We start from the raw sequence: 24,470 nt of genomic DNA on the forward strand, positions 1-24,470 counted from the left end.
GATCAGCCGTCCCCCTCCGCGTCCCAGCAGGCCCGTAGGTGTTCCCGCAGGTCCGGAACGGATGCCGCCGCACAGGACATGACGATCACGAGCCTGCTGAGATCGACGCCGTCGGACCGCCTGGTGCGGGACCACCGCCGGCCGGCCCGCACCAGGGTCCCGAACAGCCGCTGTTGCCCGGCGGGATCGCCCGGCAGGATCTCGTCCGCGGCCTCGATGACGAGTACGTAGTGCTCCGCGGGCAGCCAGTGCAGATCGCGCAGACAGTCGAAGAGGGCGTTCCAGTTCCACCCGAAGTAGTCCGGCAGCTTCAGCCTGTCGTAGAAGTGTGTGAAGACCGCGTCGGTGTCCCCCATCTCCCGTCCGTCGAGGCGCACCACGTACGTCGTGCCGGTCATGGACAGCAACAGGTCGACAGGCACGGCCCCTTGCTCCGGAACCACATGTACCCAGGGCGCGATGCGCACGCCCTCACCTCCCCCTCCGCCGGTACCGGAAACCGCGGCGAGCCGCAGCGGCGGCCTGCACGTACGTCGATCTTCCTCCACCGGCCGCAGAGCCGGGGCACGGCCCCTGACAGGCTGTCCGGCCGGGCATCGAGGGGGGAGCCATGGCAGAGGTCGCCGGACCGCTTGGTGGGCGACAGCCTCGCGGTCGAGGTACGGCTCGCCCGGTCGGTCGGTGGGGAGGAGGTCTCCGTGACCGTCCGCGGGATCGCCACGGCCGAACTGGAGCTCCGGACCGACACCTTGCTCGCCGCCTTCGCGCAGGGCTGAGACCGACCGGGCGCGGGGTCGAGCCCCGTGACATCGGGTCGGCGGCCTTGGTGCGTGGAGGCCGTGCGGCATGATCTGGATCATGACGCATCCCTCCCTGCCGACCACCGAGTCGGCCGTCGCCGCGATTCGTGCCGTCGCGGCCGAGTACCGGTCGGCCATGACCGTCACCCACGACATCGGCGCCGATCAGACGTCGCGGCGGACCTCCGCGGCCCCGTTCACCGTCGTCGACCCCGACGGATCCCTGCCCCACGAGGCGTTCGTCGAGCTGGCCGGCAGCCCCGCCGTCAGCGTGCGGCTCTTCCCCGAGGACGACGCGACGATCACGGTCGACGGGGTGGAGTTCCACGACGTTCCCCGGGACTCCGTCCCCGCGTTCCTGAGGTCCGTCCTCGGCGGCCTGGCCTTCGTGAAGGGCCGCTTCTTCCCGCCGGGCTACTGGCTCTCGGTGCCCCTGCCCGGCGACGAGACGTACCGGGAGAGCGTGGGAGGCCTCTCGCTCACGCCCTGGCTCTCCGGCCGCGTCCGCCCCTGAGCCCCGCCCCCGAACCGCGCCGACCGCACCGGGGCCCGGTCCCCGCAGGCAGCACGCCTGCCCCGAACGGGCCCCCGGCCGGTCACCGGGCGCGCATACTCGGAGCATGGCCGACACCACCACCGTCGAGGTCGACACCGATGTGCGCGACCGCCTCGCCGTGCTCGCCGCGAACCGCGGACTGAGCCTGCGCGCGTACCTCGCCGAACTCGCCACCGCCCAGGAGAACGAGGCCGCGCTCGCCCGGGCCGCGCGCGCCTTCGAGCGGGCGCTGGAGCGTCCCGGCTTCCGTGAGGGTTTCGCCCGCGATTTCGGCCGCCCGGCGTCCCGCGACTGATCCGGTGCGGGCCCGTGGGGCCGCCGACGGGCCGGGTCCGTGAAACGTACCTATCCTCGGAGAAGGGGCTGCCCCGAGCGCTGGAGGACGGCTGTCATGACCGAGGCGAGCGACGCGGCCCAGGTGGACCGCACCCTGAAGGCCCGGCACCGCGCGATGTGGGCGCTGGGCGACTACCAGTCGGTGGCCTCCCACGTCATTCCGCAGCTGGGGGCCGTGCTCGTGAAGGAGTGCGGCGTCCAGCGCGGCGACCGGGTGCTCGACATCGCCGCGGGCTCGGGCAACGCCGCCATTCCGGCCGCCCTGGCCGGGGCCGACGTGGTGGCGTCCGACCTCACTCCCGAACTGCTGGAGATCGGCCGACACCTGGCCACGGTACGCGGCGCCACGTTGGAGTGGCGGGAGGCGGACGCCGAGCACCTGCCCTTCGCCGACGGCGAGTTCGATGTCGTGATGTCCTGCGTGGGCATCATGTTCGCCCCGCACCACCGGCCCGCCGCCGAGGAGATGCTGCGCGTCTGCCGCGCCGGCGGCACGGTCGGGCTGATCAACTGGACCCCGCAGGGCTTCGTGGGTCGGATGTTCGCCACGATGAAGCCGTACGCGCCCCCGCCGCCGCCCGGGGCCCAGCCGCCCCCGCTGTGGGGGGACGAGGAGCACGTGCACGAGTTGCTCGGCGACGCGGTCACCGATGTGGACGCGAGCCGCCGGACGGTCCGCGTGGACCGCTTCACGGGTCCCACGGACTTCCGGGAGTTCTTCAAGGCCTGCTACGGACCCACCGTCGCCGTCTACCGCGCCGTCGCCGACGATCCGGACCGGGTCGCCGAGCTGGACGCGGCGCTCGACGCCCTCGCCGCCGAGCACACGGTGGACGGGGTCATGGAGTGGGAGTACCTGCTGCTGACCGCCCACCGCCGGAGCTGACCGCCCGCCCCGCGCGCTACGCCGCCCCGCCCCACCGGTCAGTCGAGGACCGGGTGCACCTCCGGATGGGCGTCCCACCACTCCTTGTGGAAGGGGTTGTTGTCCACGTTCGCCAGGTAGGCGCGGGCCGCGGCCCGGTAGAGCAGTTCCGCCTGCCCGGCCGAGAGCGCCGCGCGGCTCCAGGCGAGACGGATACGGCCGATGATGGGGGTGCCGACGAGCGGGCGCATCACCGTGCCCTCCCCCGACGGGGCCGTCGGCTGGCTGAGCGCCACCGCGCGCCCGGCGGCGATCAGGTCGTGCTGCATCTTGCGGTCGGTGATGCGGTAGCGCAGTGAGGGGCTGAATCCGGCCTTCTCGCACGCGGTGACGAGCGCCTCGGGGCCACCGTCGTCGTCCTCCACCAAGGTCATCCACGACTCCCCGGCCAGGTCGGCCAGTTCGATGCGGTCCCGGCCCGCGAGTGGGTGCCGCGCGGACAGCCGGATGCAGAACGGTTCCTTGGGGATCAGCGTCCTGGCCAGGGCTCCTTCGGGCAGCGGTACCTCGTGGCCGTTGACCTCCCCGTACACGATGGCGTCGTAGCGTCCGGCGCCGAGCAACCGCGCCAGCACGGTGACCGAATCCTCCAGGTCCACGGCTATCTCCCGGCCTGACATGGACAGGTCGGTCTGGGCGAGGAGGCCGTCGAGCAGGACGAGCATGATGCAGCCCAGCCGGAGCGGACCGCCGGTCGAGATGGCGCGTGCCTGCGCTCCCAGTGCGTCCATCTCGCTGAGTACGCGACGCGCCTTGGCCAGCACGAACTGGCCCAGTGCGGTGGGTTCCACCCCGCTGCGACCCCGTACGAAGAGCTCGCCCCCGGTGACCCGTTCGATGCGGCGCAGCTGGGCGGAGAGTGCGGGTTGGGACACTCCGAGCCGCCGCGCCGCGCCCCCCAGGCTGCCCGCCTCCGCGATCCGGCAGACGGCTTGCAGATGCCTCAACTCCAGCTGCATCCGGGCAGCGTACGAGTCGGGCCGCCGCGGCACCATAACGCGGACCTTATGCCTCACGAGATGTCCCAATCTCGTCATGTTCACGCTCATACTCGGCCGCGAACGACACTCATCCCCGACCCCCCACGATCGGAGTGGACGTTGCATCCCAGCAGATGGACGGCGGCCGTGGCAGCGATGGCGCTGACCGCGAGCCTCGCCGGCGCTCTGGCCGGGACGGCATCGGCGGCGCAGCAGGCGCAGCCCTCCCCGTCCCAGAAGGACACACCGGCCGCGCGTGCGGTCGCGGCCGCCGACCAGGCCGTCGACAGCGGCCTGGACTCCCTGGTCAACTCCTCCCAGGAACAGTACGAACGACGACTCGTCACCCCTTGGGTGAAGGACCTCTACTCCGTCTCGTACGAGCGTAGCTACCGCGGCCTGCCGGTCGTCGGCGGCGACGCGGTCGTGCTCGCGGACGGCACCGGCAAGGTGCGCGCCCTCCAGTCCGCCTCCTCCGTGCGCATCGACGTCTCCACCCAAGCGTCGGTCTCCGCGAAGGAAGCCGAGTCCACCTCGCGGGCGAAGCTGGTCTCGGTCGACAAGGTCGAGAGCAGCCGGCTCGTGGTCCGCCTCAAGGACGACAAGCCGGTGCTGGCGTGGGAGACCGTGCTGAGCGGCCGGACCAGGACCGCGCCCAGCAAGCTGCACGTCTTCGTGGACGCGCGGACCGGCGCCTTCGTCGACAGCTACGACGACGTGGTCGCGGGCACCGGCAACAGCAAGTGGAACGGGCCGGGCCCGGTCACCATCGACACCACCAACTCCGGTTCCACGTACACACTGCGCGACCCGGTCCGGACCGGCCTGAGCTGTGCGGACTACAGCACCGGCACGGTCTTCTCGAAGTCCTCCGACTCCTGGGGCACCGGCAACCCCACGAGCAAGGAGACCGGCTGCGTCGACCTGATGTTCGCGGCGCAGAAGCAGTGGGACATGCTCTCCCAGTGGCTGGGCCGCAACGGCGTCAGCGGCAACGGCCGCAGCTTCCCCGCCAAGGTGGGCCTGAGCGATCTCAACGCCTACTGGGACGGCAGCTCGGTCACCATCGGGCGCAACAGCGCGAACGAGTGGATCGCCGGGATCGATGTGGTGGCGCACGAGTACGGGCACGCCATCGACTCCAACACCCCGGGCGGCACCAGCGGCCAGGAGTCGGGGCTCGGTGAGGCCACCGGCGACATCTTCGGCGCGCTGACCGAGGCCTTCGCCAACGAGCCGGCCCCCTACGACACCCCGGACTACACGGTCGGCGAGGTCATCAACCTCCAGGGCCGGGGCCCGATCCGGAACATGTACAACCCGCCGGCGGTCAACAACGACCCGGCCTGCTACAGCTCCGCGATACCCGGCACCGAGGTGCACGCGGCGGCCGGTCCTCTGAACCACTGGTTCTACCTGCTGGCCGAGGGCACCAGCCCGGGCGGCGGCAAGCCGAACAGCAGCACCTGCAACGGCACCTCGCTCACGGGTGTCGGCGTACAGAACGCCGGCAAGATCTTCTACGGCGGCATGCTGCTCAAGACCAGCAGCATGTCCTACAAGAAGTACCGGACGGCGACGCTGAGTTCGGCCAAGTCGCTGGACGCCACCTGTGACCTCTTCAACAAGACCAAGGCCGCCTGGGACGGCATCAGCGTGCCCGCCCAGACCGCCGATCCGACCTGCACCCCGAGCGGTCAGAACAACGACTTCTCGATGTCGCTGAGTCCGTCCTCGGGCACCGTCCAGCAGGGCGCTTCCGTCACCACCACGGTCGGCACCACGGTCACCACGGGCAACGCCCAGTCGGTGACGCTGACCGCCTCCGGTCTGCCGGCCGGCGTGAGCGCCTCCTTCAACCCGGCCACCGTGCAGTCCGGCCAGTCCTCGGTGCTGACCCTGACCGCCACGGCCAACGCGGCTCCCGGCGCGTCCACGGTCGTCGTCAAGGGCCAGGGCGCGAGCCTTTCCCACACGGTCGACTACGCGCTCAACGTGGGCGGGACCCAGCCCGGCAACGACCCGCCGGACATCGACGTCGCCAAGGTGCAGGCGCACCTGACCCAGTTCAACACCATCGCGAGCCAGAACGGCGGCCACCGCCGGGCCGGCAGCGCCGGCTACACCCAGTCGCTGGCGTACGTGAAGGGCAAGCTGCAGGCAGCCGGTTACACCGTCACCGAGCAGAACTGCACCTCCTGCACCTACCCGTCGAACAACCTGATCGCCGACTGGCCCGGCGGTCCCGCCGACCAGACCGTCATGTTCGGCGCCCACCTCGACGGCGTCTCGGCCGGCCCCGGCATCAACGACAACGGTTCGGGCTCCGCGACCCTGCTGGAGAACGCCCTGGTCCTCGCCCAGAAGAACCCGACGATGACCAAGCACGTGCGCTTCGCCTGGTGGACCGACGAGGAGCAGGGCCTCAACGGCTCCGAGTTCTACGTCAACCAGCTGAGCAGCGCCCAGCGCAGCGCCATCAAGGCCTACTACAACTTCGACATGGTCGGCTCGACCAACGGCGGCTACTTCATCAACAACGTCAACTCCACCACCGCCGCCCCGCTGAAGGCGTACTGGACCTCGCTGAACCTGGCACCCGAGGAGAACACCGAGGGCCAGGGCCGCAGCGACGACTACTCCTTCCAGCAGGCCGGTATCCCCACCTCCGGCTACGCGGCCGGCGCCAGTGCCCGCAAGACCTCGGCGCAGGCCACGAAGTGGGGCGGCACGGCCAACGCCGCCTACGACCCCTGCTACCACAGCTCCTGCGACACCACGAACAACATCAACGCCACGGTGCTGAACCGCAGTGCCGACGGTGTCGCCTACGCCGTCTGGAAGCAGGCGGTCGGCGGTGAGACCCCCGCGCAGGACTTCTCCGTCGCCGTCAGCCCGTCCGCGGGCAGCGCGGCCCCCGGCGGATCCACCTCCGCCACCGTCAACACCGCCACCGTGAGCGGCGCCGCCCAGACCGTCGCGCTCTCCGTCTCCGGCGCGCCCGCCGGCGTCACCGCGACGCTCAGCCCGACGTCCGTCCAGTCCGGCAGCTCCTCGGCGCTGTCCGTCCAGGTCGGCGCGAGCACCGCGCCCGGCACCTACACCCTGACGGTCACCGGCTCGGGTACCGTCAGCCACACCAGCACCTACTCGCTCACCGTCACGGGTGGCGGCAGCTGCACGCCGCGCCAGCTCGTGACCAACGGTGGCTTCGAGAGCGGCTCCAGCCCGTGGAGCGCGACGGCCGGCGTCATCACCAACCAGTCGGGGCAGGCCCCGCACGGCGGCAGCTACAAGGCGTGGCTGGCCGGGTACGGGTCCACCCACACGGACAGCGCCGCCCAGACGCTGACCGTCCCGTCGGGCTGCTCCACGTACCGGCTCGGCTTCTTCCTGCACATCGACACGGACGAGGACGAGAACGTCGTCTACGACCGGTTCACCGTCTCGGTGGCCGGCCAGACCCTGGAGACCCTCTCCAACCTGAACGCGAACTCCGGCTACGTGGAGAAGTCCTACGACCTCTCGCCGTTCGCCGGCCAGACCGTCACCCTGAAGTTCACCGGCACGGAGGACCAGTCCCTGCAGACCTCCTTCGTCGTCGACGACGTCACCGTCCAGGTGAGCTGACGCCCACCTGAGCCACCGACCGGAACCAGCCCGGCCCGGCCCCCGCACCTCGGGGGCCGGGCCGGGCCCGTCGCATCCCCGAGCACCGCCGCAGCGGGTGATCCGGCCGACCGGCGGCGGCGCGTCCCGTCCCGTCAGTGCTTGCCGGGGCCCCGCTCGGGAGCGATCATCGCGACCAGCCCGTAGTCCAGTTCCGAGCCGTCGACGAGGAGGGCCTCGACCGTGCGCGTGCTCGGGTCGATGTCCGCCTCCACGCCCTGCCCGCGGTAGCGCGGGTAGCCGGAGGCGCCGGTCTCGCCGGTCGCCTCGACCGTGGCCACCCGCAGGGCCCGGTCGGCCGCGGACTCGCCGCGCAGGTTCTCGATGTGCTCGGGCACCAGCAGGATGTCGAAGCTCTGCGGCTCTGTGCTCATGGATCGAAGCTACCCGATGAGGTGCCCCGGAGCGGGCGTGCACACGCCCCGCCTCGTAGGCTCTGCGGGACCCCCACCCGGATGAAGAGGAACGACATGAGCGGCGACACCCCGAGCAGGATCCTTCTCGTGGCGAGGGAGACCACCCTCAAGGGCCTGCTGGAGCGCCTCCTCGTGGCCCGGGGGTTCGCCGTCGTCGACGGCGGGACCGGGGTGGACACCGTCTCGCTGCTGGGCAGCGCCGGCCCGATCGATCTGGTGATCTGTGAGCGCACCGGGCCGGGTCTGGACGAGGTGGCGCTGTTCGAGGAGGTCCGCCGGCACCCCGATCACGGGCGGGTGCCGATCCTCGCGCTGCCGCCCGCGGATCCGGAGTGCACGGTGCGCGCGCTGGAGGCCGGCGTGAGCGACTGTCTCGCGAAGCCGTTCCATCCCACGGAGTTCATGGCCCGCGTCGAGCGGCTGGCCCGGCCCACCGAGGCCTGATTCCGCTCTTCGGGCTCCGGCCGGTCGTCCGGATCCGGCCGGTCCGGGCCGGGGGACACGATTGGCCGGACATCGCCCTGGTCGGGCCCGCTCAGGGTTCCTACGATGCGGTCACCCGGTCTTCACCGATCGGGACTTGTCAGGGACATGCCCAGATTCCCCTTCCTGGGCCTGCCCCGTTCCACCCTGCACACCGGTCTGTGACGACCCGGCCCCGCTCTGGCCGGCCGCACCCCCACCCCTCCGGCACACAGGCATGCCCGCCTGCGCGCCGCCCGGTACCGAAGCAGTGGATCGGAGAAACATGTCCGGTGGATTCCTCGTGAGCGGCGCGATCGGCGCCCTGCTCACCGCCACCCTGCCCACGCACGCCACCCCCTCCACGATCGTGAACCCGCCGCCCGACCGCATCGTGATCGAGGTCGCCACGGTCAACGGATCCGGGTGTCCCAAGGACACCGCGGAGGTCGCCGTGTCCCAGGACAACACCGCCTTCACCGTGACCTACAGCCAGTACCTCGCCCAGGTCGGCGGCGGCGCGCCGCCCACCGCGGCGCGCAAGAACTGCCAGCTCAGCCTGATCGTGCACGTGCCCCACGGCTTCACCTACGCGATCGCCAGCGCCGACTACCGCGGCTACGCCTCGCTGGCGCCCGGCGCGAAGGCCACCGAGAAGGCCTCGTACTACTTCCAGGGCTCACCGGACACCGCCGCCCGCACCCACAACTTCAGCGGCCCGCAGGAGGACAACTGGCAGGCCACGGACGTGACCGACTGGGCCCAACTGGTCTGGGCGCCGTGCGGGGTGCAGCGGAACTTCAACATCAACACCGAGCTGCGCGTGACCAGAGGCACCTCGTCCCCCTCGTCGACCAGTTACATGACGATGGACTCCACCGACGGCAGCATCAACACCATCTATCACCTGGCCTGGAAGGAGTGCCCCGGCAAGTGATCGACCCCGCTCCCGGCCGCCCCCCGCTGCGCGTCCTCGCGCGGCGGGGGGCGGTAGCCGCGGTCGCGGACCAGGCGGGCGGTGAGTGCGGTGAAGGCCCGGGCCGCGGCGCTCTCGTACGCGCTCTCGCGGCGCAGCAGGGCCACCGTCCGGGACGGGAGGGCGGGGTCGAGCGGTACGGGGCGCAGGTACGGGTGGTCGTCGGTGACGGCGTCGGGCAGGACGGTGGCCAGCGTGGTGCGCCGGACGATCTCGGTGAGGGCCTGGACGGAGTTGGCCTCGACCGCGATGTACGGCCGGACGCCGTGGGCGGCGAGATAGGCGTCGACGTGCTCGCGGGTGGCGAAGTCCCCGCTGAGCAGGGCCAGTCGGCGCGTCGCGAGGTCCCGCACGGTCAGCGGGCCGGGATCCGCGTCCGCGGCGGCGACCAGCCCCAAGGCCTCCGTGAACAGTGCGGTGGCCGCGATCCCGGGCAGGTGCGGCCCCTCGAAGGCGAGACCGAGGTCGTGCTCGTCGGCGAGCAGGCCGGCCTCGATCCGGTCCTGGGGCATCTCCCGGATCTCCAGCGTGATGCCCGGGTGGGCGCTGTGGAGCTCGGCGACGAGCGGCCCGACGAGGTACGCGGTGAAGGTCGGGGTGAGCGCGAGACGCAGGTGGCCGCGGGAGAGGTCGGCCAGGTCCAGGACGGCGCGCTCGGCCGCGGCCAGGTCCCGTAGGGCGCCGCGCGCGTACTGGACGTAGGTCGCACCGGCGTCGGTGAGCCGCACGGCGCGCCCGGTCCGGTCCAACAGCTGGACCCCGACGGTGCGTTCGAGCTGCTTCACCTGCTGGGACAGAGTGGGTTGGGAGATCCGCAGCTCTTCGGCGGCGCGGGTGAAACTGCCGTGTTCGGCCACGGCGATCAGATAGCGCAGGTGACGCAGTTCCAGAGCCATGAGCGCGACTATAGATGACATCGATGGCAGACATGGATATTGCGTCTTGGACACAATAGATGCAGGTCATGCATGGTGGAACACGTCAAGCCCCACAGCGGGCGCATCCCACCGAAGGGAGTGACCGTGCAGACCGCACCCACCGCACAGGCCTTGCCTGCCCCCGGCGCCCTCACGGACGGCGTCGCGCGATTCCAGCGCGAGGTGTTTCCGGCCAAGGCGGACCTCTTCGCCCATCTGGCCGGAGTGCACCGGCCGACGACCCTGTTCATCGGCTGTTCGGACGCCCGCGTGGTGCCCGAGCTGATCACCCAGAGCGAGCCGGGCGAGTTGTTCGTCGTCCGCACCGCCGGAAATCTCGCCCCCGCCCACGCACCGGGCACGGACGGGGTGGCGGCGAGTGTCGAGTACGCCGTCGCGGTCCTGGGCGTCACCGACATCGTCGTGTGCGGGCACTCCGCCTGCGGGGCGATGACCGCCCTGGCCGAGGGATCCGACCTGAGCGCCGCCGCCTCCGTCGCGGGCTGGCTGCGCCACGCGGACGCCTCGGTGGCCCGCACGGCGCGGGTGGCCGGCCCCGAGCGGCTGTCCGTCCTGATCCGCGAGAACGTACGCGCCCAGCTCGCCAACCTGGCCACCCACCCCTCGGTGGCCCGCGCGCTGACGGCGGGGACGCTCACGCTGCACGGCTGGGTCTACGACATCCGCTCCGGCGGTGTCACGGACGTCGGCACCACCGCGACCGGCTGACCCGTCGCCGCCGCCGTCCCCACACCCCCGTATCCCCGCATCGCCTCATCCCCCTCCTCCGAAGGACACCTTGATGCTGCACGCCCAGTTCGATCCCACCGCCCGCCAGAACCTGGCCGTCACCGCCGTCGACGCCAAGACCCGTAAGGACCTGTCCTGGCAGCAGCTCGCCGACGCGACCGGCCTGTCGGTCGCCTTCGTCACCGCCGCCCTGCTGGGCCAGCACGCCCTGCCCGAGGCCGCCGCGAAGGCGGTCGCCGACCTGCTGGACCTGGACGCGGACGCGGTACGGCTCCTGCAGACCGTCCCCACCCGCGGATCGATCCCCGGCGGCATCCCGACCGATCCGACGATCTACCGCTTCCACGAGATGCTGCAGGTCTACGGGACCACCTTGAAGGCCCTGGTCCACGAGCAGTTCGGGGACGGCATCATCAGCGCGATCAACTTCAAGCTGGACGTCAGGAAGGTCGCGGACCCGGAGGACGGCGAGCGCGCGGTCATCACCCTGGACGGCAAGTACCTTCCCACGCGCCCCTTCTGACGCCTCCTCAGGTCGACTCGTCCGCGCGGGGCTGCTCGCCGAGCATGCGCGCGGCGAGGCTCCGGTGGGTGGACTTCCAGCGCTGGTGGCGCTCCTCCAGCCCGCCGAACGCGGTGCGGAAGCGGTTCCACTCGGCCTCGTCGAAACGGGCCGAGCGGCGCAGGTCGAGGTAGGCCCGGACCACCGTGTCGTGTCCCTCGGCCGCCGCCGCGGCCCGTACCGCGGGGACCTGGGTGAAGGCTTCCGACCCCAGCCGCCGGGCGGTCGGGAGGCCGCACAGGATCTCGAAGCGCTTGTACTGTTCGGACTCGATCGCGCCGGCACCCTGGGTGAACTGCTTGAAGGCCGAGAAGTGTCCGGGCCGCATCGTGGCCACCATCCGGAAGAGTGCCGAGGCCCGGTCGAGGAGACCCGCGGCACGGTCCACATGGTCGGCCGCCGCGGCCAACCGGCCGGCGCGCAGCGCCCCGATCGCTTCCCGTACCTCCGCCGCGATCGCCGTGAAGACCATCTCGTGGGCCTGGAGGACCCTGATGAAGAAGTACTCGTCGTGCAGTACGTACACGGGCTGGACCGTCGCCTCGAACCAGTGGCCGGTCTCGGCGCCCCTGGGCCGAGGAAGGTCGCCGTCGGAGTCGCCGGCGTGCCCGACGGCCGCCCAGCGGTCCGTCCCCACGGATCTCGGATTCATCGCCACTCGCCTCCTGGACCTGGTGGGCCTCACGCCGTCCGGGTGAGGTAGGAGATTCCAGTGGGCCTGATCGGAGCACCGCCCGTCATGTCTCGAACATTCGTGTCTTGACAAGGGCGGAAGGACACGCGCAGAGCCTCCGGCCCGGTCGGGCGGGAGGCTCTGTGGCATACGGTTCGGTGCCCACCCCGGCGGCCGGACGGCCGCTGCGCGCCGGTGGAGGAGGCGGATCCGTGGAACCGTGGATCCGGGTGGAACAAGCCGGGGCCCCGTGGGCACTCGCGCAGGCGTCGGAGGCCCCGGCTCGCACAAGGGGAGTACGTCAGCTGCCGGCCGAGACGTTGCCCGACAGGACCGGGATGTTGTCCAGGATGTGCGAGAGGGGCTCGTCGCCCTTGGCCTGGGTGGAGTTCTCGGTGCACTGCTGGTTCTGCGGGTTGGACAGGACGTTGATGTCCTGGACGCCGACGTTGGCGAGGACCGCGAGCAGCGACTGGGCGTTGACCTTGACGGGCAGACCGACGCAAGGCTTGTTCAGGCTGCCCTGGACGACCCCGAGCTGCGGGCTCAGGTCACCGGCGGTCTTCTGGTTGCCGTAGATCTGCGAGGCGCCGTTGCCCTGGACGGTGTTGACCCCGTTGTCGTTGCCGATGGCCATGGCCGGGCTGGCGAGGGCCGCGCCCGCGCCGACGATCGACGCGGTGGCGGCGGCGGTGGCCATGAACTTCTTGATCATCAGTGGTCCTTCTGTCGCACGAGTGCACGGTGATAAGCACCTTGATCAACGGCCGGGCGGACCACAGGTTGCGACGCTTCACCCGAACAGCCCTACCGCGTCTCGCGCCCCCGGACCGCCACGCTGAGCTCGGCGACGTAGTGCTCCTCCACCCATCCGTCCGGGAACCGTTCCATGAGGACGGCTCGCTCGTCCTCCAGGAAGGCGTCCGTGCCGGGCTCGCCGATGAGGAACAGGGAGTGGGTGGACAGCTTGGCCAGATGCGTGTCGACCGGGACACGACGCGACCACGCCAGCCGGCGGTCGGTGAAGCGCAGCCCCTCCTGGGAGAGGGCGCGCTCGTTGATGTACCAACCCGGTCCGAACCGTTCCTCGATCCGGTGCTGCTGATCGGCGATCCAGGCGACCTCGGTGTCCGGATCGTTCTGCCACACCGCCAGGGCCCCGCCCGGGCGCAGCACGCGCAGGGCCTCGGGGACGGCGTGCGCCGGGTCCGTCCAGTGCCAGGACTGCGCGTACGTCAACAGGTCCAGGCAGCCGGAGGTCAGCGGCAGCCGGTTGCCGTCCGCACGGATCAGCGGGGTTCCGGGGTTGCGGCGCCGGAACTCCTGGGCCATGCCCTCGCCCGGCTCCACCCCGACCACCAGGGCCCCGCGGGCTTCCAGCAAGGCGGTGGCGATCCCCGTTCCCGCCCCGACGTCGGCGACCCGTGCTCCCGCCAGCGGAAAGCCGACCATCTCCGCCAGCGTGTCGAAGAGCGCGGGCGGATACGCGGGGCGATGGGCCGCGTAGCGTGCGGCCGCGGAACTGAAGGAACGAGCACGGGATTCGTTCGTCATGGCGTCCATGATGCCGGTGTCCCGGAGCGGCGCGGAGAGGCAGTCCCCCATGGTGGCCGCACGGTATGTCACGTCGCTGGTAGGGGCGTTGGAGCGATACGCCGGGCAGCCCGCGCTCGGCGTCGGCCCGGTCGTCCTCGCCTTCCAGGACGTGCTCGACGGGGCCCACCGGCTGGCCGGGGTGCTGGCCGGGGCGGGCATCGGGCGCGGCTCGGGGCTGGCCTGTGTCACGGGGGCGAACCGGCCGGAGGTGCTGCTGGTACGGATCGCCGCGCACCTGCTGGGCGCCCGGCTGACCCAGGTGCTCGCCGGACCCGCCCTGTACGGGCTGGACTTCGTCCTACGGGACTGCCGGCCGGACCTGATCGTGCACGATGTGCCGGTGCCCGCGACCGAGGCGCCCGGGCTTCCGCTGGCCGAACTGCTCCGCCGGGCCGCGGAGCGGGATCCTGCCGCGGTACCGGTGCGGGCACGGGAGGACGACGTGGCGCGGGTGACCTACACGGGCGGGACCACGGGGCGCCCCAAGGGGGTGGCCTCCACCTTCGGGGCGATGGCGGCCCGGAACGCCGGACGGCCGGCGGCCTGGTCGGGGTCCGTGTACCTGTCGGTGACCTCGCTGGCGCAGCGGTCCGGGGGGCGCTGCCTGGAGCAGTGGCGGGCCGGGGGCCGCGTGGAGATCCTGGAACCGTTCACGCCCGGCGGGTTCGCGGCGGCCTGCCGACGCCTGGGGCCGGTGGCCACGTACCTGACGACGTCGATGGTGTACCGGCTGCTCGACGACCCGGCGACCGCCCACGGTGTGCCCGGACTGGAGGCGGTGTCCTACGGCGATTCGCCCGTCCACCCCGAGCGGCTGCGCGAGGCGGTGACCCGCTGGGGCGGCCGGTGGCGGCAGGGCTACGGCACGAACGAGGCGGCGGTGATCTGCCGGCTCTCCCCCGCCGACCATGATGCGGCGGTGGCCGGGCGGCCGGAGCTGCTGGCGTCGGTGGGACGGCCCGTGGCGGGGGTGGAGGTGGAGGTGCGCGACGCACGGGGCGCGACGGTGGCGACCGGCCGCACGGGCGAGGTGTGGGTGCGGTCGGCGTCGATGATGACCGGGTACTGGGGCCGGCCCGGACCGACGGCGGAGGTCCTGCGGGACGGCTGGCTCCGGACGGGGGACCTCGGGCACTTCGGGGCCGACGGTCATCTGTTCCTGGACGACCGGCTCCACGACGTGGTGATGGTCCACGGGGACAACGTGTACTGCGTGCCCGTCGAGGCCGCGCTCGCCCGGCATCCCGCGGTCGCCCAAGCCGTGGTGGTGGGGCGGTACAGCGACCTCACCGGCGAGGAGGTGTGCGCCTTCCTGGTGCCGGCAGCGGGGTACGAGCCCGACGCCGGGCTCGCCGCCGAGGCCTGCGACCTGGTGGAGAAGGACCTGGCACCGGCACACCGACCGACCGCCGTGTTCTGGGAACGGGCGATCCCGCTGACGGCGCGCGGCAAGCCGGACAAGCGCCGGCTGCGCGCACGGGCGGCCGGCCGGCGGCCGTAGGCCGGCCGTGAGGGTGTCTCGCCGCTCAGGGGCGGGCGGCGGCGTAGGTCCAGAACTGCCGCATCACCTCGGGCGCGGCGGGACCGGACAGCTCCCGCTGGGTGAGCAGCACGGTGACCGTGCCGGTGGCCGGGACGATGTGAGCGGCGGTGCCGGTGCCGCCGATCCAGCCGTAGCGGCCCGGTACGTTCCACGGGTCGAGGCGGGCCACGTCGACCGAGCCGCCGAAGCCCCAACCCTGGCCTTCCAGGAACAGGGCGCCCGCCGCGCGCTGCGGCGCGGTGAGGTGATCGGTGGTCATCTGCCGCACCGAGTCCGCCGAGAGCAGCCGCCGGCCGCCCCCGTAGGAGCCTGCCGCGAGCAGCATCCGGCCGAAGGCGTGCAGGTCGTCGACGGTGGAGACCAGGCCGCCCGCGCCGGACGGGAAGGCGGGGAGGGTGCTCCACCCGCCGTCCGGCGCGTCCACGAGCTCCGAGCCGCCGCCGTCCGGGGTGGCTCGGTAGTAGCTGGTGAACCGGTGGATCTCCCCCGGCGGTACGGCGAACGCGGTGTCCCGCATGCCGAGCGGCTCGAAGACGCGCTCGGCGAGGACGTCCGGGAAGGTCTGTCCGGTGGCGCGGGCGATCAGCACCCCGAGGATGTCGGAACAGGTGTTGTAGAGCCATGCCTCGCCGGGCTGGTGGAGGAGCGGGATCCGCCCCAGGGCGGCCGTCCACGCGTCCGGCGCCGCCACCTCCTGCGGCCTGGGCGGCCCCTGCTTCAGCGCGTCGAACAGCGGGGCCACGGCGGGCAGCGAGAAGTCGGCGGGGAAGCCGTACCCGGCGCGGAAGGTGAGGAGGTCCGCGACGGTGATCGGACGCGCGGCGGGCACCACGTCGTCGAGCGGCGCCGACGGGGTACGGACGACCATCGGCGCCGCGAGCTCGGGAAGCCATCGGGCCACGGGCAGGTCGAGGGCCAGCAGTCCGTCCTCGACCAGCGCCATGGTGGCCGCGGCGGTCACCGGCTTGGTGACCGAGGCGACGCGGAAGAGGGAGTCGCGGGCCATGGGCGCGGTACCGGCCGTGTCGACGGAGCCGACGGCCGCGACCTCGATATCTTCGCCGTGTGCCACCAGGGCCACCGCGCCGGGCAGGGATCCGGCACCGACGTGGGCCTCCAGGAGGCCGCGCAGGTCGTCGCTCATCGTGCACCTTCTCGTACGGATGGATGTTCCGAGGGGGTGACTGCCGCCGGGCTCCGAAATCATCGGTCCGAGGCGACCGGTGCGGCACGACCGCGCGGGGCGGGCCCGGCCGGGGCCCGGCCGGGGCGGGCCCGCTACGCGGCCGGGACCACCGACGCGCGTATCGCGGAGGCCCACTCGCCCAGCAGGGTGGCGTGGCGGATCCGCTCCGCGTCGGAGAGGCGGCCCTCGGCGCGCGCGAAGAGGCAGCGGATGTCGGCGTTGATCTCGGCGAGGGAACGTTCGGGGACGAGGTGATCGTCAGAGGTCGGGCTCACGTGATCAAGAGTAGGCGGCGCCTCTGACAACGGTGGACCATGTCCGTCATGCGGACGCCCCGAGAGCGGGGCTCGTCCCGCTCGTCCCGCTCATTCCGCGAGCCGGGCGGCCCGGAGGCGAAGGTAGCGGCGCTCCGGAACGCTGAGCGTGAGGCCGGCGGCCTTCGCGTAGGCGGCTCTCGCCTCCGCGCGCTCGCCCGCCATCTCCAGCAGATGGGCCCGTACGGCCTCAAGCCGGTGGTGACCCGCCAGCCGCTCGTCCCGGTCCAGATCGGCGAGCAGGGCCAGGGCCCGCCGCGGCCCGTGCACCATGGCCACGGCGACCGCGTGGCCCAGGCGCTCCACGGGGCCGGGGACCAGGCGGATCAGTACCTCGCCTTGAGGCGCCGTTTCGCCCGGGTGATCCGCTGCGCCATCGTGGCCTCGGGCACCAGGAGGGCGCGGGCGATCTCCGCGGTGGTGAGGCCGCCGACCGCCCGCAGGGTGAGGGCGATCCGGCCCGCGGGTGGCAGTTCGGCGTGGCAGCACAGGAAGAGCAGGGCGAGGGTGTCGTCCTCGGTGGGGGCCCGGTCCTCCCCCGGTGGCGGTGCCACGAACGCGTCGCGCGGGGTCAGCGCGGCGGCCGTCTCCTCACGGCGCCGACGCGCGTCCTCGCTGCGCAGCTGGTCGGTGAGTCGGCGGGAGGCGACGCGGATCAGCCAGCCGCGGGGATTGGCCGGGCGCCCCTCCTCGGGCCACTGCCGGGCGGCGGCGAGCAGGGCCTCCTGTACGGCGCGCTCGGGGTGAGCCCCGGGCCGGGGCCGGGGCCGGTGGCCGGGCCGGGTTCCGGGTCCGGGTCCGCGTCGGTCAGCACATCTCGGTCCCCGAGCGGCTGTCGACGGGGTGGACGACGACCGGGTAGTTGGGTGCGCCCTCCGGCACCGGACAGGCGTAGGCCCGGGCGGCGATCTCGGCGGCGCGGTCGAAGTCCGCCACGTCCACGATCCAGTACCCGGCGAGCACCTCCTTGGCCTCGCCGTACGGTCCGTCGGAGACCACGGGAGTGCCGTCGGCGGCAGCGGTCACCAGGCGGGCGTGGCGGGGGTCGGCCAGACCTTGTCCGTCGACCCATTCGCCCGACTCGGCGAGGTCGTCGTTGAGGGCGCCCATGTGGTCGAACATCGCCTTGAGGTCGGCTTCGGACCATCCGGGGCCGTCACTGTTCGCGGCGCCGCCCATGGCGTCGTAGTCGGACTGCTTGCCGAGAACCATCAGCATGTACTTCATGGGGTGCCACTCCTTCTGTTCCGCGCGGCGGCTCCGAAACCAGGTTCGGGATCGGGATCGGGAGCCTTTCGTAGGGGACGTCGGAGCCGTCCTTCCCATTTCGACACGTCGGCCGCGGCCGCGCGACGGTTTCGGCCGGAGGCTGCCCCGTACGGCCCAGTAGGCTCATCACATGAAGATCATCGACCTTGAGCCCGGCGATCCCCGGCTCACCTCCGACCTCCTCCCCGTGCTGCTCGAACTGCGTCCCCACCTCACGGAAGAGCTGTTCCTCAGGATCCTCACGGAGGCGCACGGCCAGGGTCTGCGCTTCACCGCCGCCTACGACACGGACGGCCGGTGCGTCGGCGCGGCCGGCTGGCGGATCGTCGTCAACACCGCGTCGGTCCGCTCGTTCTACGTCGACGACCTGGTCACGGCTGCCGCCGCCCGCTCCACCGGGGTGGGCCACGAGCTGCTCGCGCACCTGGAGCGGCACGCCCTGGCCGCCGGCTGCACCGCCCTCACCCTGGAATCCGGCACCCAGCGGACCGACGCGCACCGCTTCTACTTCCGCGAGCGGATGGCCGTCACCGCCTTCAGCTTCGAGAAGCCGCTCGGCTGACGCGTCCACCCGCACGTCCGGACACCGTCCTGGCACCATGACGGCATGGAACGTGTGCTTGGAATCGGTGGGTACTTCATGCGGGCGGCCGACCCGGCGACCCTCGGCGCCTGGTACCGCGACTGCCTGGGCGTGGACGCCGACGAACACGGCCTGTGGCAGCAGGGCGCCGGGCCGACGGTGTTCGCTCCGTTCGAGGCCGAGACCGACTACTTCGGCTCCCGCACCCAGCAGACCATGCTGAACTTCCGGGTCCGCGACCTCGACGCGATGCTCGCGCAACTGCGCGCCAAGGCAGCGGACGTGGACCCCGAGACGCAGGACATGGAAGGTGTGGGTCGCTTCGGCTGGGTCACCGACCCGGAGGGCAACCGGATCGAACTGTGGCAGCCCGCCTGAACCCTTCGGCACATGTCCGGTCGCACCACCCGGACGAGGTGCACGAGGCCGCAGGCCACTCTCCCGGAATTGGCCTTGCCTCGCGGGCGATCGGCCTCGATACGTTCGCGGCATGCGCATCCGGATCGTAGACGCCTTCACCAGCCGCCCCTTCACCGGAAATCCCGCCGGTGTCTGCCTGCTCCCGGCCGGCCCCTGGCCGGACGACGCCTGGCTGGGGCAGCTCGCCGCCGAGTTGAACCATCCCGAGACGGCCTTCGCCCTGCCCCTCCCGGCCGGGGCCGAGGCCGACTGGGAGATCCGCTGGTTCACCCCGCTCGTCGAGGCCGACCTGTGCGGCCATGCCACCTTGGCCACGGTCCACACGCTGCGCCGGGAGGGGCTGCTGACCGGCGGCCCGGTGCGCTTCCTGAGCCGGGCCTCCGGTCTGCTCACCGCGTGGGCCGAGGCGGAGGAGGACGGGGACGAGTGCGAGGGCGAGGAGGGGGAGATCACACTGGACTTCCCGGCCGCCCCCACGACCGAGGTTCCGATCCCCGCGGGCCTCGCCGACGCCTTGGGCGTCCGGCCCGAAGGCACCTTCCGTACGGGCGCGCTGGGCGATCTGCTCGCCGTGCTGCCCGACGAGGCCACCGTACGGGCGCTGCGGCCCGACCTGGCGCGGATCGCGGCTCTGTCCCTGCGTGAGGAGTTGCGCGGGGTCATCGTCACCGCGGCGGCCGCCGCCGGGGCGGAGTCCGGGTACGACTTCGTCTCCCGGTTCTTCGCTCCCGCGCGGGGCATCCCCGAGGATCCGGTCACCGGCAGCGCCCACACCGCGTTGGCGCCCTACTGGGCGGCGCGGCTGGCCCGCCTCGACGCCCTCACCGGGCTGCAGGCCTCGGGGCGTCCGGGGCGGGTGAAGGTTGCGCTCCAGGGGGACCGGGTCCTCCTCACGGGGCGCGCGGTCACCGTCCTGGAGGCCACGCTCCGCGTCTGATCGGTCCTCGGGGAACCGTGACCGAACCGTCGCCGCCTCGACGCGTGATCGACCTCGTCGGCAGGGCCGCCGCCTTGCTAGCTTCCTGCCGAAGCCGACCCCTGGAGGACCGATCCCATGCCAGTATCCCGAGGCCCCCGCAGCGCCCTGAGCGCGGCGGCCGTGGCCACCGTCCTGCTGGCGGGCGCCACCGGATGCGGGGAGAAGCACGGCGCGGCCCCGGTGGCGGCCTCCGTTTCGGCGTCCGCGGAGGCATCGGCGTCGGCGTCCGCTTCCGAGTCGGTATCGGCCTCCGCCTCTCCGTCGTCCCCGGCCGCCTCGGCACCCGGATCCTCCGCGCCGGCGAGCCCGACCCCGACCACGCCCCGGGCCGTGACGCCTCCCCCGGCGCCGACCCGGCTCACGGTCTCGGTCGACACCCGGGGCGGCCGGCTCGCCCTCGTACGCGGCGGCGCCCCGCAGGAGTTCGCCGTCACCCTGCGGAACGGCAACTCCGCCGCGTACCGGCACGTGCTGGTCGCCTTCCAGATGGAGATGCTGGTCGGCGAACCGGGCGCACGGGCGGGCAGCGGGCCGGGGTTCCTGCTGGAGCGCTTCGACCCGGCCTCGGGCAGTTGGCGCCCGGCCGCCCTGCGCATCGCCAACGACACCGCACCGCTGTCCCTGTACTCGGGTGGCAACCCGCTCGCCCGCGAGGCCGTCCGCACCGAGCGCTACCGCCTGAGCGCCACGGCGGGCGGCCCCACGGGCAGCAGCCCGGTCGTGGTGTCCTTCATCGACACGGACGCCGACAGCGAGGTCGCCGCCCATGTGGTCCTCGCGCACAGCACCCGCTAGGGGTTGAGGGTCCAGGTGAACTTGCCGCCGCTGAGCCAGTGGACCACTTCCAGGTCGTCGAGGTCGTGGATGATGATCCCCGCCTCGGCGGCGATCAGGAGCACGTCCGTCATCGAGCTCGCCCTGCCGACGAACTCGCCGTCGACCTCCACGATGCGGAAGGGCGGGTTTCCGGGTTGCACCCCTCGTACGGTGATCCGTGCCGGGGAGATGTGAGGTGTCGAGCCTTCGGTCATGCGGAGACGGTCGCATGCCGTGGCCGGTGACGGGCTCGGCGACACGTTCCGAGGGGCCGATCGGTTGCCTCCGCGCCCGTCCGCGGGTCGGCGGCGGGCCTCTGCGGGACCGGTGGTCAGGCCGGTTCCCCGACCGTCTCCCCGAGGGCGGACGCCGCGGTGCGCCAGGCCGCGGTGACCGCCTGACGGGCCCGGTCCGTGGCCTCCGGCACCCGGTCGGGCAGCTGCAGGGGGGAGCCGATGTGGACGTGGAAGCAGGGGCGGCGCAGCGGAGCGGTGACGACGCCGGCGAGCTGCTTGGCGCCGCTCCCGGAGCAGAGGCGGCGGGCACCCGCCTGGCCTACGGGCACGATCGGGGCGCCGGTCGCGGCGGCGAGCCGGGCCAGGCCGCTGCGGAAGGGGCCGGGAGCCGTCTCCCCCGCGTCGCGGCGCACCGGGAGGCGGCCTTCCCCGTAGAGCAGCACGCTGCGGCCCGAGGCGAGGGCCACGGCCGCGGCGTCGAGGGAGTCGGCGGCGCGGGCGGTGCCGCGGTGGACGGCGATATGGCCTTCGCGGCGCAGTGCGGAGCCGAGCAGCGGTACCCGCCAGAGGCCACTGGTGGCCAGGATGACCGGCTCGATCCCGTGCCGGCGCAGGGCGGCGACCACGACGGCCGGGTCGGCGAGGGAGGTGTGGTTGGCGACCAGGATGGCACCGGGGGCGTCGGGCCGGACCCCGGGGTCGGCGGTGACGGTCAGGCGCCCGAAGGCGGGTACGAGGGCGGCGGCGATTCGGCTGAGCATGGACGACCCCGTTCGGCTGGTGCGGTGGTGGTGCGGTGCGTTGTCGCCCCATGGTCGGCCGGTGGGACGGGCGGGGTCATGAGTAGGCGTACTCAGCGAATATGACCGAACGGTCACAAGATCCAGCGCGTGGAACGACCGGGGCACCGGGGGTATCTAGCAGTGCGGCGGGGCCCATGGGGCCTCTCCGGTCGTATCGGCATGATGTGAGCAGCAAGGCGGGGCTGGGATGAAGGCGGTAACGGTGGCGGGCGGTTCCTCGGACGACCCGAAGATCGAGGCAGAGACCACCGTCCTGGAGGGGGAACCCGAGGCGACGGCCGACGCCGACGCCGGGGTCGCCGGTACGGACCGGGCGGAGCCGGAGGCCACGGACTCCGACGAGCCGGCCGGTACGACGACGAAGGGTGCCCCGGCGGAACCGGAGGCCGACCCCCGGACCGCGCCGAAGGGCCACACGGCCGCCGAGCCCCGGCCGGGGGCCGAGGACGAGGCGGAACCTGAAATCGCGGCTCGCCCCGAGAAGGACGACGAGCCCCAGGGCGAATCCGTCTCCCGGGCCGAGCCGAAGGAGCAGGCCGCCACCACGCCCGCGGCCGAGGCCGAGGACACGACCCACCCCGAGGACGACGACCAGCCCCAGGCCGAAGCCGAAGGTGAGCCGGAGGCGGAGACCGAGGACAAGAGCGGCACCGAACACCCGGGCGAACCCCGACCCGAGACGGACGCCGCCCCCGCACCCGAGGCCGAAGCCACCGCCCAGGCCGAGCCGAAGGAGCAGGCCGCCACCACGCCCGCGGCCGAGGCCGAGGACACGACCCACCCCGAGGACGACGACCAGCCCCAGGCCGAAGCCGAAGGTGAGCCGGAGGCGGAGACCGAGGACAAGAGCGACGCCGAACACCCGGGCGAACCCCGCCCCGAGGACGACACCGAGCCGGAGTCGACGACCGACGGCGACGGCGGACCTGTTGCCGCGGACCAGGCTGACGCCGCATCCGAGCCGGAGGCTCCGGGCGGGGACGCTTCCGACGCCGACGCCGAGCCGGTGGTCGATGCACCGTCCGACCAGACCATGCTCATCACCCGGCCCAAGCCGAAAGCCACCGAGTCCGACACCGACGCCGACGCCGAGCCGGCGGCCGAAGCACCGTCCGACCAGACCATGCTCATCACCCGGCCCAAGCCGAAAGCCACCGAGCCCGAGGCTCCGCGGAAGGCTCCGTCCTGGGCGCGGGAGGCCGCGCCGGACACCGGTGCCGACGCCGACCCCGAGCGGACGAGCCAGTTCGTCGCCCTCAAGGACGTCGACCTGCCGGCGCCCGTCGCGCCGCGGGCTCAGCCTCCCGAGGCACGGGTGGCCGCGCCGCCGGCCCCCGCCGCACCGCTGCCCCCGCTGGAGCTGCTGGCCGACCTCACCAACACCCCTCCCCCGACGGAGACCCCCCGCCGGACCGCGGTGCGCCGCGTCAAGATATGGACGCCGATCCTGCTGCTCCTCGTGGGCGCGGGGGCCGGTGCCCAACTGCTGCGCCCCCTGCCCGCCCCGCAGCTCGTCGCCGCCGACACGGACCGCACCATCGGCGGGCAGTTCTCCGTCCCGTGGCCGGCCAAGGGTCAGGGCGCCGTTCGCGTCTCCGGCTCCGGCGACATCGGCACCTTCGGGGAGCAGAAGCCCGTCCCGACGGCCAGCGTCGCCAAGGTGATGACGGCCTACGTGATCCTCAAGGGCCACCCGCTCCGCAAGGCCGACCCGGGTCCGGACATCACGATCGACGCGAAGACCGTGGCGGACGGCAACTCCGACCACGAGTCCCGCGTCGTGGGTCTGACCGTCGGGCAGAAGTTCAGCCAGCAGGACGTGCTCAAGATGCTCATGATCCCCTCGGGCAACAACGCCGCGCGCCTGCTGGCGCGGTGGGACACCGGCACCGACTCCGAGGCCGCGTTCGTCGCGAAGATGAACGCCGCCGCCAAGGAGCTCGGGATGACGAACACCACGTACACGGACCCCAGCGGTCTGGACTCGGGCACCGTCAGCACCGCCGTCGATCAGCTGAAGCTCGCCGAAGCCGTCATGAAGGACGAGGTGTTCCGCTCGATCGTCGCGCTCCCGAACGCCAGCATCAAGGGGTTGTCCACGCGGCTCGAGAACAACAACATCCTGCTCACCTCCCAGGGGCTCAGCATCCGGGGGATCAAGACCGGTTCCAGCACCCCCGCCGGCGGGGCCCTGATGTGGGCGGCGTACAAGTCGATCGACGGCAAGGACCAGTTGATCCTCGGCACGTTGATGGATCAGCATGTGGACGGGCCGGACGAGGACGGCGGGAACAGCCTGAAGCTGGTGCTGGCGAACAGCAAGACGATCATCGAGGGGGTACGGACGGCGCTCGCGTCGGCTCCGGTGATCCGTAAGGGCGACCTCGTGGGCCATGTGGACGACGGGCTCGGCGGCCGTACGCCGCTGGTGGCCACCAAGGACCTGAACGTGATCGGCGTCCCGGGCCAGCAGCTGAAGCTGTCCCTCAAGGCCGGTGCCGGTGACGGTGCGGGCGCCGGTCCGCTGCCGCACACCGCGAAGGCCGGTGCCGAGGTGGCCGTGCTGACGGTGGGCAGCGGGGAAGGGGCCCGGAGCGTGCCGGTGGCGGTCGAGGACGCCCTCGTCGAGCCCGGCTTCGGCACCCGGCTCACCCGCGGTCGCTGACCGGACGGACACCGCCGACCCCGGCAGGGGTGGGGAGG

General features: G+C 72.5%; 27 protein-coding genes and 1 pseudogene. 15 read left to right on the forward strand and 13 right to left on the reverse strand.

Going from position 1 to position 24,470, the window contains the following annotated elements:
* Positions 1–2 precede the first annotated feature (2 nt).
* Positions 3–422 carry a barstar family protein gene (locus ACWG52_RS01045; RefSeq protein WP_389802780.1) on the reverse strand — a complete coding sequence of 140 codons (420 nt, stop codon included), beginning with the start codon at positions 420–422 and terminating at the stop codon, positions 3–5.
* A 210-nt stretch (positions 423–632) separates the two neighbouring features.
* On the opposite strand from ACWG52_RS01045, the gene ACWG52_RS01050 reads away from it, so the two are divergent.
* From ACWG52_RS01050 to ACWG52_RS01065, 4 genes are all read left to right on the forward strand, one after another.
* A complete protein-coding gene (locus tag ACWG52_RS01050; RefSeq protein ID WP_389802777.1) occupies positions 633–776 on the forward strand; it encodes a hypothetical protein in 144 nt (47 codons plus the stop codon).
* Between the two features lie 82 nt (positions 777–858).
* Positions 859–1,314 carry a hypothetical protein gene (locus ACWG52_RS01055; RefSeq protein WP_389802774.1) on the forward strand — a complete coding sequence of 152 codons (456 nt, stop codon included), beginning with the start codon at positions 859–861 and terminating at the stop codon, positions 1,312–1,314.
* A gap of 106 nt (positions 1,315–1,420) precedes the next feature.
* Entirely contained in the window at positions 1,421–1,651 is a 231-nt protein-coding gene (locus ACWG52_RS01060) for an antitoxin MazE7 (protein ID WP_389802772.1), read from the forward strand.
* 96 nt (positions 1,652–1,747) lie between these two features.
* Positions 1,748–2,578, forward strand: a complete 831-nt coding sequence (locus tag ACWG52_RS01065) for a class I SAM-dependent methyltransferase (protein ID WP_161295465.1) — start codon at positions 1,748–1,750, stop codon at positions 2,576–2,578.
* A 38-nt stretch (positions 2,579–2,616) separates the two neighbouring features.
* Here ACWG52_RS01065 and ACWG52_RS01070 read toward each other — a convergent pair whose 3' ends face one another.
* Positions 2,617–3,576, reverse strand: coding sequence for a LysR family transcriptional regulator (locus ACWG52_RS01070; protein WP_389802769.1), 960 nt, complete (start codon positions 3,574–3,576; stop codon positions 2,617–2,619).
* A 177-nt stretch (positions 3,577–3,753) separates the two neighbouring features.
* Between ACWG52_RS01070 and ACWG52_RS01075 the strand changes: the two genes are divergently transcribed.
* Entirely contained in the window at positions 3,754–7,227 is a 3,474-nt protein-coding gene (locus ACWG52_RS01075) for a M28 family peptidase (protein ID WP_453129107.1), read from the forward strand.
* Between the two features lie 134 nt (positions 7,228–7,361).
* Here the strand turns inward: ACWG52_RS01075 and ACWG52_RS01080 are convergent, their stop codons facing one another.
* Positions 7,362–7,640 carry a hypothetical protein gene (locus ACWG52_RS01080; protein ID WP_389802766.1) on the reverse strand — a complete coding sequence of 93 codons (279 nt, stop codon included), beginning with the start codon at positions 7,638–7,640 and terminating at the stop codon, positions 7,362–7,364.
* A gap of 96 nt (positions 7,641–7,736) precedes the next feature.
* Between ACWG52_RS01080 and ACWG52_RS01085 the strand changes: the two genes are divergently transcribed.
* Positions 7,737–8,126 carry a response regulator gene (locus ACWG52_RS01085; RefSeq protein WP_389802763.1) on the forward strand — a complete coding sequence of 130 codons (390 nt, stop codon included), beginning with the start codon at positions 7,737–7,739 and terminating at the stop codon, positions 8,124–8,126.
* Between the two features lie 304 nt (positions 8,127–8,430).
* Entirely contained in the window at positions 8,431–9,081 is a 651-nt protein-coding gene (locus tag ACWG52_RS01090; RefSeq protein ID WP_033216715.1) for a DUF4360 domain-containing protein, read from the forward strand.
* On the opposite strand, the gene cynR is transcribed toward ACWG52_RS01090, so the two are convergent.
* On the reverse strand, positions 9,048–10,016 hold the full coding sequence (gene cynR / locus ACWG52_RS01095) for a transcriptional regulator CynR (RefSeq protein ID WP_390139024.1): 969 nt from the start codon (positions 10,014–10,016) through the stop codon (positions 9,048–9,050). The two genes, ACWG52_RS01090 and cynR, sit on opposite strands and share 34 nt — an antisense overlap.
* Before the next feature lie 126 nt (positions 10,017–10,142).
* Here cynR and ACWG52_RS01100 point away from each other — a divergent pair, with 126 nt between their 5' ends.
* Both ACWG52_RS01100 and cynS read left to right on the forward strand, forming a co-directional pair.
* The gene (locus ACWG52_RS01100) at positions 10,143–10,766 is read left to right on the forward strand and encodes a carbonic anhydrase (RefSeq protein WP_390139022.1); all 624 of its coding nucleotides are present in this window, start codon (positions 10,143–10,145) and stop codon (positions 10,764–10,766) included.
* A 73-nt stretch (positions 10,767–10,839) separates the two neighbouring features.
* Positions 10,840–11,310 carry a cyanase gene (cynS, locus tag ACWG52_RS01105; protein ID WP_453127491.1) on the forward strand — a complete coding sequence of 157 codons (471 nt, stop codon included), beginning with the start codon at positions 10,840–10,842 and terminating at the stop codon, positions 11,308–11,310.
* 7 nt (positions 11,311–11,317) lie between these two features.
* Here cynS and ACWG52_RS01110 read toward each other — a convergent pair whose 3' ends face one another.
* From ACWG52_RS01110 to ACWG52_RS01120, 3 genes are all read right to left on the reverse strand, one after another.
* A complete protein-coding gene (locus ACWG52_RS01110) occupies positions 11,318–12,001 on the reverse strand; it encodes a tryptophan 2,3-dioxygenase family protein (protein ID WP_389802752.1) in 684 nt (227 codons plus the stop codon).
* A gap of 322 nt (positions 12,002–12,323) precedes the next feature.
* On the reverse strand, positions 12,324–12,737 hold the full coding sequence (locus tag ACWG52_RS01115) for a rodlin (protein ID WP_375934352.1): 414 nt from the start codon (positions 12,735–12,737) through the stop codon (positions 12,324–12,326).
* 92 nt (positions 12,738–12,829) lie between these two features.
* On the reverse strand, positions 12,830–13,585 hold the full coding sequence (locus ACWG52_RS01120; RefSeq protein ID WP_389803327.1) for a class I SAM-dependent methyltransferase: 756 nt from the start codon (positions 13,583–13,585) through the stop codon (positions 12,830–12,832).
* A gap of 79 nt (positions 13,586–13,664) precedes the next feature.
* Here ACWG52_RS01120 and ACWG52_RS01125 point away from each other — a divergent pair, with 79 nt between their 5' ends.
* A complete protein-coding gene (locus ACWG52_RS01125; protein WP_389802749.1) occupies positions 13,665–15,119 on the forward strand; it encodes an AMP-binding protein in 1,455 nt (484 codons plus the stop codon).
* Between the two features lie 25 nt (positions 15,120–15,144).
* On the opposite strand, the gene ACWG52_RS01130 is transcribed toward ACWG52_RS01125, so the two are convergent.
* The 4 genes and pseudogenes from ACWG52_RS01130 to ACWG52_RS01145 all read right to left on the reverse strand — a co-directional run bounded on the left by ACWG52_RS01130 (position 15,145) and on the right by ACWG52_RS01145 (position 17,888).
* Positions 15,145–16,305 carry a serine hydrolase domain-containing protein gene (locus ACWG52_RS01130; RefSeq protein WP_389802747.1) on the reverse strand — a complete coding sequence of 387 codons (1,161 nt, stop codon included), beginning with the start codon at positions 16,303–16,305 and terminating at the stop codon, positions 15,145–15,147.
* Between the two features lie 134 nt (positions 16,306–16,439).
* The gene (locus ACWG52_RS01135; protein ID WP_030718260.1) at positions 16,440–16,622 is read right to left on the reverse strand and encodes a hypothetical protein; all 183 of its coding nucleotides are present in this window, start codon (positions 16,620–16,622) and stop codon (positions 16,440–16,442) included.
* A 90-nt stretch (positions 16,623–16,712) separates the two neighbouring features.
* Positions 16,713–17,401 (reverse strand): annotated as a pseudogene (locus ACWG52_RS01140) (sigma factor-like helix-turn-helix DNA-binding protein); the annotation flags it as partial.
* Positions 17,402–17,468: 67 nt separating this feature from the next.
* Complete coding sequence (locus ACWG52_RS01145) at positions 17,469–17,888, reverse strand: YciI family protein (RefSeq protein WP_033216703.1); 420 nt, start codon at positions 17,886–17,888, stop codon at positions 17,469–17,471.
* A 172-nt stretch (positions 17,889–18,060) separates the two neighbouring features.
* On the opposite strand from ACWG52_RS01145, the gene ACWG52_RS01150 reads away from it, so the two are divergent.
* The 4 genes from ACWG52_RS01150 (at position 18,061) to ACWG52_RS01165 (ending at position 20,707) form a co-directional block, all read left to right on the forward strand.
* Positions 18,061–18,492, forward strand: coding sequence for a GNAT family N-acetyltransferase (locus ACWG52_RS01150; RefSeq protein WP_389802743.1), 432 nt, complete (start codon positions 18,061–18,063; stop codon positions 18,490–18,492).
* A gap of 45 nt (positions 18,493–18,537) precedes the next feature.
* Positions 18,538–18,891, forward strand: coding sequence for a VOC family protein (locus tag ACWG52_RS01155; RefSeq protein ID WP_389802740.1), 354 nt, complete (start codon positions 18,538–18,540; stop codon positions 18,889–18,891).
* A 112-nt stretch (positions 18,892–19,003) separates the two neighbouring features.
* Positions 19,004–19,870 (forward strand): PhzF family phenazine biosynthesis protein, encoded by an 867-nt coding sequence (locus ACWG52_RS01160; RefSeq protein ID WP_389802737.1) that lies wholly within the window; start codon positions 19,004–19,006, stop codon positions 19,868–19,870.
* Between the two features lie 117 nt (positions 19,871–19,987).
* A complete protein-coding gene (locus tag ACWG52_RS01165) occupies positions 19,988–20,707 on the forward strand; it encodes a hypothetical protein (RefSeq protein ID WP_389802734.1) in 720 nt (239 codons plus the stop codon).
* On the opposite strand, the gene ACWG52_RS01170 is transcribed toward ACWG52_RS01165, so the two are convergent.
* Together ACWG52_RS01170 and ACWG52_RS01175 are read right to left on the reverse strand one after the other, a co-directional pair.
* Positions 20,704–20,943, reverse strand: coding sequence for a hypothetical protein (locus ACWG52_RS01170; RefSeq protein ID WP_033216691.1), 240 nt, complete (start codon positions 20,941–20,943; stop codon positions 20,704–20,706). The two genes, ACWG52_RS01165 and ACWG52_RS01170, sit on opposite strands and share 4 nt — an antisense overlap.
* Positions 20,944–21,059: 116 nt before the next feature.
* On the reverse strand, positions 21,060–21,725 hold the full coding sequence (locus ACWG52_RS01175; protein WP_389802731.1) for a lysophospholipid acyltransferase family protein: 666 nt from the start codon (positions 21,723–21,725) through the stop codon (positions 21,060–21,062).
* A gap of 229 nt (positions 21,726–21,954) precedes the next feature.
* Here ACWG52_RS01175 and ACWG52_RS01180 point away from each other — a divergent pair, with 229 nt between their 5' ends.
* A complete protein-coding gene (locus ACWG52_RS01180; RefSeq protein ID WP_453127497.1) occupies positions 21,955–24,432 on the forward strand; it encodes a serine hydrolase in 2,478 nt (825 codons plus the stop codon).
* Positions 24,433–24,470 lie beyond the last annotated feature (38 nt).

Source organism: Streptomyces sp. CLCI03 (assembly GCF_053615355.1).